The organism is Streptomyces albospinus (genome assembly GCF_014648695.1).
Classification (GTDB): Bacteria; Actinomycetota; Actinomycetes; order Streptomycetales; family Streptomycetaceae; genus Streptomyces; species Streptomyces albospinus.
The window spans coordinates 24,639-34,205 of record NZ_BMRP01000007.1; the positions used below are offsets into that span (position 1 = coordinate 24,639).

8 protein-coding genes and 2 pseudogenes are annotated in these 9,567 nt (G+C 71.1%); 8 read left to right on the forward strand and 2 right to left on the reverse strand.

Features of this window, described 5'->3' with window-relative positions; translation table 11 throughout:
• Positions 1-49: 49 nt before the first annotated feature.
• From IEZ17_RS12000 to IEZ17_RS44415, 3 genes and pseudogenes are all read left to right on the forward strand, one after another.
• On the forward strand, positions 50-964 hold the full coding sequence (locus IEZ17_RS12000; protein ID WP_189299329.1) for an NTP transferase domain-containing protein: 915 nt from the start codon (positions 50-52) through the stop codon (positions 962-964).
• Positions 961-2,520 (forward strand): molybdopterin molybdotransferase MoeA, encoded by a 1,560-nt coding sequence (locus IEZ17_RS12005; RefSeq protein WP_189299331.1) that lies wholly within the window; start codon positions 961-963, stop codon positions 2,518-2,520. The genes IEZ17_RS12000 and IEZ17_RS12005 overlap by 4 nt, the downstream gene beginning before the upstream one ends.
• A gap of 91 nt (positions 2,521-2,611) precedes the next feature.
• Positions 2,612-2,767: pseudogene (locus IEZ17_RS44415) on the forward strand (Ion channel protein); the annotation flags it as partial.
• Positions 2,768-2,802: 35 nt separating this feature from the next.
• Here IEZ17_RS44415 and IEZ17_RS12010 read toward each other — a convergent pair.
• Positions 2,803-3,921, reverse strand: coding sequence for a potassium channel family protein (locus IEZ17_RS12010; RefSeq protein WP_189299333.1), 1,119 nt, complete (start codon positions 3,919-3,921; stop codon positions 2,803-2,805).
• Positions 3,922-4,159: 238 nt separating this feature from the next.
• Between IEZ17_RS12010 and IEZ17_RS12015 the strand changes: the two genes are divergently transcribed.
• Positions 4,160-4,645, forward strand: coding sequence for a hypothetical protein (locus IEZ17_RS12015; RefSeq protein ID WP_189299335.1), 486 nt, complete (start codon positions 4,160-4,162; stop codon positions 4,643-4,645).
• A 358-nt stretch (positions 4,646-5,003) separates the two neighbouring features.
• On the opposite strand, the gene IEZ17_RS12020 is transcribed toward IEZ17_RS12015, so the two are convergent.
• Positions 5,004-5,303 (reverse strand): ArsR/SmtB family transcription factor, encoded by a 300-nt coding sequence (locus tag IEZ17_RS12020; protein ID WP_308427634.1) that lies wholly within the window; start codon positions 5,301-5,303, stop codon positions 5,004-5,006.
• 523 nt (positions 5,304-5,826) lie between these two features.
• Between IEZ17_RS12020 and IEZ17_RS12025 the strand changes: the two are divergent.
• The 4 genes and pseudogenes from IEZ17_RS12025 to IEZ17_RS12040 all read left to right on the forward strand — a co-directional run.
• Positions 5,827-6,576: pseudogene (locus tag IEZ17_RS12025) on the forward strand (potassium channel family protein); the annotation flags it as partial.
• Between the two features lie 117 nt (positions 6,577-6,693).
• Complete coding sequence (locus IEZ17_RS12030; protein WP_189299336.1) at positions 6,694-7,671, forward strand: NAD(P)H-quinone oxidoreductase; 978 nt, start codon at positions 6,694-6,696, stop codon at positions 7,669-7,671.
• A 150-nt stretch (positions 7,672-7,821) separates the two neighbouring features.
• On the forward strand, positions 7,822-8,652 hold the full coding sequence (locus IEZ17_RS12035; protein WP_189299338.1) for a hypothetical protein: 831 nt from the start codon (positions 7,822-7,824) through the stop codon (positions 8,650-8,652).
• Between the two features lie 319 nt (positions 8,653-8,971).
• Complete coding sequence (locus IEZ17_RS12040; protein WP_189299340.1) at positions 8,972-9,532, forward strand: bacterial proteasome activator family protein; 561 nt, start codon at positions 8,972-8,974, stop codon at positions 9,530-9,532.
• Positions 9,533-9,567: the final 35 nt, after the last annotated feature.

Consider the following 9,567-nt stretch of genomic DNA (forward strand, 5'->3'; position numbering starts at 1 on the left):
ACACAGCCGGAGGCTGTGTCGTCGCGTCACTCCTGGTGATACTCAAGGGGTGAGCGACCACACCGTCTACGACACCATCGTGCTGGCCGGGGGTGCGGCTCGGCGGCTCGGCGGGGCGGACAAACCCGCCCTGTCCGTCGGCGGCCGTCCGCTCCTGGACCGGGTGCTGGCCGCCTGCCCCGACGCCGCGGTCACCGTCGTCGTCGGCCCCGGCCGCCCCACCGTCCGCGCCGTCGTCCACGCCCTTGAGGATCCGCCCGGCGGCGGCCCGCTCGCCGCGCTGGACGCCGGGCTGCGGCACACCACCGCGCCGACGGTCCTGGTCCTCTCCGCCGATCTGCCGTTCCTGACGGCCGCGACCGTACGGGACCTCCTCCGGGCGGCGACCGCGCCCGACGCCGCCCCCCGGGACGGTGCGCTGCTGCGCGACGCGGACGGCCGCGACCAGCCGCTGGTGGCCGCCTACGGCGCGGCGCCGGTGCGCCGCCGGCTCGACCTGCTGCGCGCCGAACACGGCACCCTGGCCGGGCTGCCGCTGCGCCGCCTGACGTCCGCGCTGGCGCTGGCCCGGGTCCAGGACGCCACGTCCACGGCCTCCTTCGACTGCGACACCTGGGAAGACATCAGCGCGGCGCGCGCCCGTATCAGGGAGCATGGACACGTGTTGGACGAATGGATCACCGCAGTCAAGGCCGAACTGGGCATCGACCTCGATGTCGACACGGCGGCACTTCTCGACCTCGCGCGGGACGCGGCGCACGGCGTGGCCCGTCCCGCCGCGCCGCTGACGACCTTCCTGGTCGGTTACGCGGCGGCCCAACAGGGCCGGGACGTGGCCGAGCTGGCGCAGCGGGCCGCCGAGCTGGCCAACCGCTGGGCAGCGGAGGCCGAGGCCGAAGGGGCGCAGGCGGCCGGGGCGGCGGAGGCGGGCGGCGCCGGCAGCGAAGCGAAGCCCGCGGAATGACCGACGGGGAGTTCGGCGGCGCGTTCCGCGACGTGACCGGGGACCCGTTCGACGACGCGCTCGCGCTGGCCAACGGCACCGCACCGGCGCGCCTGCGGTCCGGAGCCGCCGACGGGCCGTACGGCGCCCGCGGCACCGGCCCGTTCGCCGCCGGTGGCAACCCCGGCCCCGGCGATGCGGCCGGCCCGCACCACCCCACCGGGCCGGAGTCCCGGAGGGCGCGGCCCGCAGGCGCCCCCCGGCCGCCCGCCGGCCACCCCGCCACCCCCTGGCCCGCGGCCCGGGAGACCGCGGGGCGAGCGGTGCCCGAGCCGCCCGAGCCCGGGACGGCCGCGCTGGGCGACGCGCTCGGCCGGACGCTCGCCGCGGCCCTGACGGCACTCACCGACCTGCCGTCTTTCGACACCTCGGCCATGGACGGCTGGGCGGTCTCCGGCCCCGGCCCCTGGCGCGTCGCCCGCCCCGCGGAGGAGGACGCCGAGCCCGGCCCCGCCGCCGGCATCCTCGCCGGCCACGCCACCACCGAAGCGCTCCCCGACGGCCATGCGATCCCGATCGCCACCGGCGCCCGCATCCCGCCCGGCGCCACCGCCGTACTGCGCAGCGAGCACGGCGAGGTCCTCGACCTGCCCGACGGCCGCGCCCGGCTGTACGCGCCGCGGCCGGTGCCGCCGGGCCAGGACATCCGCCCGCGCGGCCAGGAGTGCCGCCGCGGCGACCACCTGCTGCCGGCCGGCGCCGTGGTGACCCCCGCGGTCCTGGGCCTGGCCGCGGCGGCCGGCTACGACGAGCTGTCCGTCTACCCCCGGCCGACCGTCGAAGTGCTGGTCCTGGGCGATGAGTTGCTGCGCGAGGGGCTGCCCGAGGACGGCCGCATCCGGGACGCGCTCGGCCCGATGCTGGCGCCCTGGCTGCGGGAGCTCGGCGCCGAGGCCGCCGCGCCGCGGCATCTCGCCGACGACGCCGACACGCTGTACGAGGCCGTCGCCGGGTCCACCGCCGACCTGGTCGTCACCACCGGCGGCACCGCGTCGGGCCCCGTCGACCATGTGCACCCGACCCTGCGCCGGCTGGGTGCCGAACTGCTGGTGGACGGCGTGGCGGTGCGCCCCGGCCACCCCATGCTGCTGGCCCGCCTCGCGCCGCGCCGGCACCTTGTCGGCCTCCCCGGGAACCCCCTCGCCGCGGTGTCCGGCCTGCTCACCCTCGCCGAGCCGCTGCTCCGCTCCCTCGCCGCCCGCCGGCCCGCCGCCCCGTACCGCGCGCCGCTGGCCGCCGCCGTCCACGGCCATCCGCACGACACCCGGCTCGTCCCGGTCGCCTACCGCGACGACGAACGGCACGGCCTGGTGGCCACTCCGCTGCACTTCCACGGTCCCGCCATGCTGCGCGGAATCGCCGCCGCCGACGCGATGGCCGTCATCCCGCCCAACGGCGCGGAGTACGGCGCCGAGGTCGAACTCCTCGAACTCCCCTGGCCGGCGAGCTGGTCGGCGGGGTGGGCCGCCCCCGGAGCGCCGTACGACGCCGCAGCCCCGTCCGGGGGCCCCGCGTGAAGCTCCCGTCCCACGACGCCGTGGCACGTGAGCTTCCCGAGGACCGGTCCCACCGGGTGATCCTGCCCCGCCGCATGTCGAAGGCGCCGATACGCGATACGGCGGCATCGTCCCCTACCGCGCCGGCGCCCGGCTGTCGAACATCCTGCTCGTCACGCCGCTGCGCGCGGTGTTCCTGATCGTCCTGGTCGGCGCCACCCTGGAAGCGCTGACCGAACGCACCCGCGAGCAGTGGCAGTTGAAACGCCGGAGTCAACACTTTGCCGCAGGGAAGGCAGGCTTTCAGCTCGCGTGGTCCCCGGACGTTGCCCGTTGAACGGTGATGAGCCGGTCCGTGAGCTGGAGCGTCGCGGCCTCGGGCTCGGTGTAGTCCAGCACCCTGCCCCCTCGTAGGACGGCCACGACCAGGTCACCGCACTCGCGGGGGGAACGTCCCGCCTCGGACTTCGCCACCGCCCGTTCCTTGAGGTCCAGTCCACTTCCGTACGTCATCAGCTCTTCCAGGACGGTGCTCGCGCTCGGGCTCGTCATCGCCATACCGAGCAGCTGGCCCGCCGAGCTGGAACTCGTGATGACCGTGTCGGCTCCGCTCTGCTTCAGCAGTGGGATGTTCTCGTCCTCCCGGACCGCCACCACGATGGATGCGTGCTTGTTGAGCTGGCGCGCGGTGAGCGTCACCAGGGCGGCTGTCTCGTCCCGATGGGTGGCGACGACCACCTTCGAGGCCCGGTGCAACTCGGCCCTGCGCAGCGCGTCGGAACGGGTCGCATCCCCGAGGACGCCCACGAGTCCGTCATTGCCGGCTGCATCCACCGTCTGCTTCTGAGGATCGACCACAACGATCTTCTGCTTCGAGACGCCCTGGCCGACCAGGGTTTCGACGGTGTGGCGGCCCTTGGTTCCGTACCCGATGACGACGATGTGGTCGCGCATACGGGACCGCCAGCGATGAACGCGTACCTGATGCCGGGTGCGCTCGGTGAGCACTTCCAGCGTGGTGCCGACCAAGATGATCAGGAACAGGACGCGCAGCGGTGTGACGACGAGGATGTTGGTCAGCCGTGCGCCGTCGCTGACCGGTGTGATGTCGCCGTAGCCCGTGGTCGAAAGGGTCACGGTCGCGTAGTACGCCGAGTCGAGGAACCCAACGGTCCCGCCGGCGTTGTCGTGGTACCCAGCACGGTCGACCCACACGACGAACGTCGTGAGTGCCAGCACCAGAAGAGCCATGACCAGCCGACGGAAGACTTGCTGAAGCGGGGGTTTCACGCCCTGCACGGGCATGACGACGGACCGGCCGTCCTCGGCGTCCTCCTCGGCCTGGGCGCGTGAACGCGACCAGAGGGACCGGAAGATGGAGCCCTTTCCGCTATCCCGGAATGGCTGTTGCTCTTCCCTCATCGGGGCGGCCCCTCTTGTGCGGCCTGCACTGCGGAAGTTCGTCCGTAAGGCATAAGGCCATCCTCGGGTATCAGGCTGCGCCGTGTCCCGTTTGGAGTACCCCGTCAGGCATTCGGTCTCATCCGGATGTACTCCTGGATACATGACATCGGAGAGCCCCAAGCCCCCTGATGCATCCGAAAAGCAGGCGAAGAAGCGATGGGATCCTACGACCTGGGCGGCGTGGGGGAGCCTGGCTGTGGCAGCCATCGCACTGGGGAACTCCATCTACGGGGCCCAGATCGCCAGGGATGCCAGTGATCAGGCGAAGAGGACGGAGCATCGTTCCGAGGAACAGAGCGAGAAATCTCAAGCATCGCTGGTTTCGTACTCCTTCCTGAACAACCCCCAAGGGCAGACGGAGTCTCTGACCATCTTGAACCGCAGTGATGTCGCGATTACCAAGGTGGTCATGGTGTTTCAGGATGTGAAGTGGTATGCCTACTTCGATCAAATCCCGCCTTGTAGTTGGCAGAAAGTCGAACAGCTTCACAACTATAGCCTCGGGGCGCACGAATTTATTCGTTTCCTGGATGGCAATGGTGTCGCGTGGCAGAAGGTGATGGCGGACGGCCGTTCCGGGCTCAAGAAAATCGACAATCCGAATCCGCCGCAAGATGACACGAACGTCAGCTCCACCATTGAGGTTGGCCAATCAAACGGAAGTGTGTCGAACTGCCGGTGAGTCCCACTCGCGAGCGCCCTGCTTTCGGTGTGAGCTAGAGCTGTCGCCGTGCGACTCCTGTCCGAAGCCCAGGGGCGGAGGGTGTCATAGGCGCTTCGTGGCGCGCGCATCTCCAAGCGTTGTCGTTGGCCTTGAAGGTCACCAGGGCATTCTGCATTCGGGGCCGATTTGGCGCTGGTGCAGGAGTGTGTGATATCCGCAATCGGCCCTTTCCGGGTTCCAGGTGAAAATTCTAATTCTCTGTGATTTCGACGGTTTCGGTCTTTCTGGTAGTGGCGATGTCATCGCGAGATCTACCAGAAGCTCGCTGGGGAACCGCCGTGCTCCAAGGGTTGTCCCATATTGATCGGTCCCCGGGTTATTGGCCGACGGAGAGGACGGATTCCGCGACGGACGTGCGTGCGTACAGCACTGAGCGGCCGGCCCGGTGGGCGGTGAGGAAACCGGCATTGCGCAGTGCCGTGAAGTTCTGGGAGACCCCGGCTTCGGAGATCCCGGTGCGGTGAGCCGGTTCTGTCGTTGTGGCCGGAGTCTCCAGTTCGGTGAGCAGGAGGGCCCGTGCACGGCCGACCGCGGCGACGATCGCCGCGGTACTGATGACGGTGCGGCGTTCCCACGGCGTGCCGGTGACGTGTGAGAGCTCCTTGCTCGCGCTCATGCAGCGACGTGCGGTTGAGCAGGTGGGCACTACCGCGCATGGCGTGGTGGCCGCCATCGCCTCCGAGACGGCAGTCGCGGGTGAGTCGACCGATGTCGTAGACGATCAGTGCCTCGACGCGCTCGCCGTTCGGCGCGGTCCCGCGCTGGGGATCGTCCAACGCCCCTTCACACACAGGGCGCACGACGCGGTAGCCGATTTCCCCGTTGGGCAGACGTACGCGCTTGCGTTTCCATGCGCTCGTGTCCGGCTCCTCGTACGTGGAGACCTACCGTCCGCCCCGCCACTCGACGCACGACCGGTTGTCCTTCTCCTGCTCGTCGCGGCTCTTGATGTCCGCCCGGTCATGGGACGGAAGGCGGGCTTGGTCTCCGTGTTGTCGGTAGCGTCGTTCTCAGCAGTGGTGGACCTCTCGTCGGCCGTGAAGGACAGACGGACAGGACCGGCCCGGTTCTGGCCTTTGAGATCGTCCCAACGGGCCCGCTGCGCAAGCCCGTTGTCCACGGGCGGGTTGCTTTCGTCAAAATGCTGGAGAAACGCCGTGCGCGATCACACCGTCATCGTCGGCTACGGGACCAAGGGACGGTCCGCGGTCCAGACCCTCTGCGCCACGGGCCTGGCCCGCGACCGCATCGTCGTCGTGGACCCCAGCGCCAAGGTGATCGACGCGGCGGTGGCCGAGGGGTTCGCGGGGGTGGTCGGCGACGCGACCCGCAGTGACGTCCTGCTGCGGGCCGAGATCCAGCGCGCGCACCAGGTCGTCATCGCCACCCAGCGCGACGACACCGCCGTCCTGGTCTCGTTGACCGCCCGTCAGCTCAACAAGCGGGCCAATATCGTCGCCGCGGTGCGCGAGGAGGAGAACGCCCCGCTGCTGCGGCAGTCCGGCGCCGACGCGGTGATCACCTCGGCCAGTGCGGCCGGCCGGCTGCTGGGGCTCTCCGTGCACAGTCCCAGCGCGGGAACCGTCATGGAGGACCTGATCCAGCAGGGCAGCGGTCTCGACCTCGTGGAACGTCCGGTGGTCAAGGCCGAGGTCGGCAGGTCCGTCCGGGAGACCGACGACCTGGTCGTTTCCGTCCTGCGGGGCCACCGGCTGCTGGGGTACGACCACCCGGAGGCGAGCCCGCTACAGGCCGCGGACCGGCTGATCACCATCGTCCGGGTCGCCCCGGCACAGGAGCCGGACCGGTTCGGCAAGCCGCCCGTCCGCCCCGCCGGGCCGACGCTGCCCGGCACCGGCGTCTCCCCGATGCGCCGGGCGGACGAATAGGGAGCAGCCAGGCGGGGGCCGGGCAACCGGCTTCTCCGGGGCTCCTATCCGCCCGACCTGCCGCGACGCCGACCCGCACCGTCGCCCCGCAGCCGGTCGGCGAGTAGCCTCGCGCCCATGCGAGCGATCACTATCCCCGAGCCCGGTGGCCCCGAAGCACTCGTCTGGGCCGAAGTGCCCGATCCACAGCCCGCCGAGGGCGAGGTCCTGATCGAGGTCGCGGCCAGCGCCGTGAACCGCGCCGACCTGCTCCAGCGCCAGGGCTTCTACGACCCGCCGCCCGGCTCCTCCCCGTATCCCGGTCTGGAGTGCTCGGGGCGGATCGCCGCGGTCGGCCCCGGCGTGCACGGCTGGGCGGTCGGAGACGAGGTCTGCGCACTGCTGGCGGGCGGTGGGTACGCGGAGAAGGTCGCCGTCCCGGCCGGTCAGGTGCTGCCGCTGCCGCCCGGACTCGACCTCGTCACGGCCGCCGCGCTTCCCGAAGTCGCCTGTACCGTCTGGTCGAACGTCTTCATGATCGCGCACCTGCGGCCCGGTGAGACGCTGCTTGTCCACGGTGGCGCGAGCGGCATCGGCACGATGGCGATCCAGCTCGCCAAGGCGGTCGGAGCCCGGGTCGCGGTCACCGCGGGCGGTCCCGAAAAGCTGGCCCGCTGCGCCGAGTTGGGCGCGGACATCCTCATCGACTACCGCGAACAGGACTTCGTCCAGGAGATCCGCAAGGCCACCGATGGAAAGGGCGCAGACGTCATCCTCGACATCATCGGCGCCAAGTACCTCCAGCGGAACGTCAAGGCGCTGGCGGTCGCCGGACGGCTCGCGATCATCGGCATGCAGGGCGGAGTGAAGGCGGAGCTGAATCTCGCCGCCCTGCTCTCCAAACGCGCCGCGATCACCGCCACCGGCCTCCGGGCCCGCCCGGTGAGCGAGAAGTCCGCGATCGTCGCGGCCGTGCGCGAGCACGTCTGGCCGCTGATCGGCAACGGCCAGGTCCGCCCGATCGTGGACCGTACGCTCCCGATGCCGGAGGCCGCCGAGGCGCACCGCATCCTGGAGGCCAGCACCCATGTCGGCAAGGTCGTGCTGACCGTCTGAACCGACCGCCCGTAGCTCCTGGGGCCGTTGCCGCCCCGTGCCCCTCCCCCTGCCGGCAGGTCACTCGGTCCGACCTGCTCGAGATGCCGCGGATATTCCGCCGTGTGACGCTGGGCACGTCACTCGACGGCTCGGCACGGGAGGGGCACTGTGGTTGTACCAGGACTCCGTTCGCGCATCGCCACCGGTCTGTTGGTGGTCGCCGCCTCCCTGCCCGTCCCCATGACAGCCGGCACCGCGATGGCCGTGGACGTCCGCGCCACACCGGCCGCCCGCCCCGACGCACCGATGGACGACTACGCGGCGGATCCCCCGCTGACGCTGGTGGCGGGCCACGCGGTGGAGGGCTATCACGGTCGGCTCGGGGTGCCGGTACGCCTGCCGGAGTTCCCCAGCGTCGACGACCTCCGGGACCTGCCGGACCGCCTGCTCGTTCTGCCGGGCGCCTTTCCCCGGTTCCCGCGCCACCCGGGCAGCCCGTTCCTGCGTGCTTGGCTCCGCCACCACCACCCGCACCACCCGTTCGGCCCACACCTGCGCTGGCCGGCGTACTTCGCCCCGGACCCCGCCGACCGCGACGCCGACGGCGACTCCCCGGGCACGTCCCGTTCCGAGCCCGCCACCCCGCCGCGCCCGCCCAAGGCCGCCCCCGTCCGGCGCCCGGCCCACAGCTCCGCACCCGTGCCACGCCACAGCGCGGCCCCGCCGAAGCCCGGCGCGGCGCCCACCGGCCCGGTGCGGCCGTCCCCCTTGAACGACCGCGACCTCGCCGGCCCACTCACCCCGGGTCCGTACCAGCCGCTGCCCTCGCCCGCCCCCGAGCAGGACCCGGGTACCGCCGCCGGACCGGCACCGGCGGAGAGCCACTATGCGCTCGATGCCCCAGCAGCCCGCGTGGAGCGCGTCCTCCCGATGGGCGCCGGGATGGCGCTCACCGGCCTGGGGCTGGCCTTCCTCGGCCTGCGGCTGCGCCGACGCTGAGCGCGTGTTTCACGTGAAACGCGTGCGAGATCGCCGTTTCACGTGAAACAGCCCGTACAACGCGGTTTCACGTGGAACCGGCTGCACACCGTGGTTTCACGTGAAACGACGCCAGACTGATGGTCCATGCCAATCGGTACGGTCGCTCCGTTTCACGTGAAACGAGGAGAAACGTGTGGTTTCACGTGAAACGGGTCGGTGAAACAGCCAGGTGAATGCCGATGTCCTGTGGTATCGGCGGATCGCAGCCCTGGAAAGGTGGATCACCTTCTCCCGGGGGCACCACCGTTCTGGAGCTGTCGTACGAGAGAATGGCGGCATGGATATGCCGATGAACGAACGGTCGCAGGAGAACCAGCACGTCCTGGTTGTCGGCCCGGACGGCATGGCGCTCGGCAGCGCCGGCGCCGGTGGCGGGGACGAGGGCGACGAACCCCGTGAGATTCCGGTGACGGACATGGTCGAACAGCCCGCGAAGGTCATGCGTATCGGCAGCATGATCAAGCAGCTGCTGGAAGAGGTGAAGGCCGCGCCCCTTGACGAGGCGAGCCGAGTGCGCCTCAAGGAGATCCACTCCAGCTCGGTCAAGGAGCTGGAGGACGGGCTGGCGCCCGAGCTGGTCGAGGAGCTGGAGCGGCTGTCGCTGCCGTTCACCGATGAGTCGGTGCCGACGGAGGCGGAGCTGCGGATCGCACAGGCCCAGCTCGTCGGTTGGCTGGAGGGGCTCTTCCACGGCATCCAGACCGCGCTCTTCGCCCAGCAGATGGCGGCGCGCGCCCAGCTGGAGCAGATGCGCCGCGCCCTGCCGCCCGGTGTCCCGATGGAGGGGCATGAGGACCACCCTGGTCACGGCGCTGCCCGGTCGGGCCCGTACCTCTGAGTTCGGGCGCACGGCACGCTCGTAACGGCGGAGGG

Bases quoted from the DNA above. Each gene is read 5' to 3' on its own strand.
- IEZ17_RS12005 (WP_189299331.1), top strand. From the start codon at position 961: ATGACCGACGGGGAGTTCGGCGGCGCGTTCCGCGACGTGACCGGGGAC.
- IEZ17_RS12010 (WP_189299333.1), bottom strand. From the start codon at position 3,921: ATGAGGGAAGAGCAACAGCCATTCCGGGATAGCGGAAAGGGCTCCATC.
- IEZ17_RS12020 (WP_308427634.1), bottom strand. From the start codon at position 5,303: ATGAGCGCGAGCAAGGAGCTCTCACACGTCACCGGCACGCCGTGGGAA.
- IEZ17_RS12030 (WP_189299336.1), top strand. From the start codon at position 6,694: ATGCGAGCGATCACTATCCCCGAGCCCGGTGGCCCCGAAGCACTCGTC.
- IEZ17_RS12040 (WP_189299340.1), top strand. From the start codon at position 8,972: ATGGATATGCCGATGAACGAACGGTCGCAGGAGAACCAGCACGTCCTG.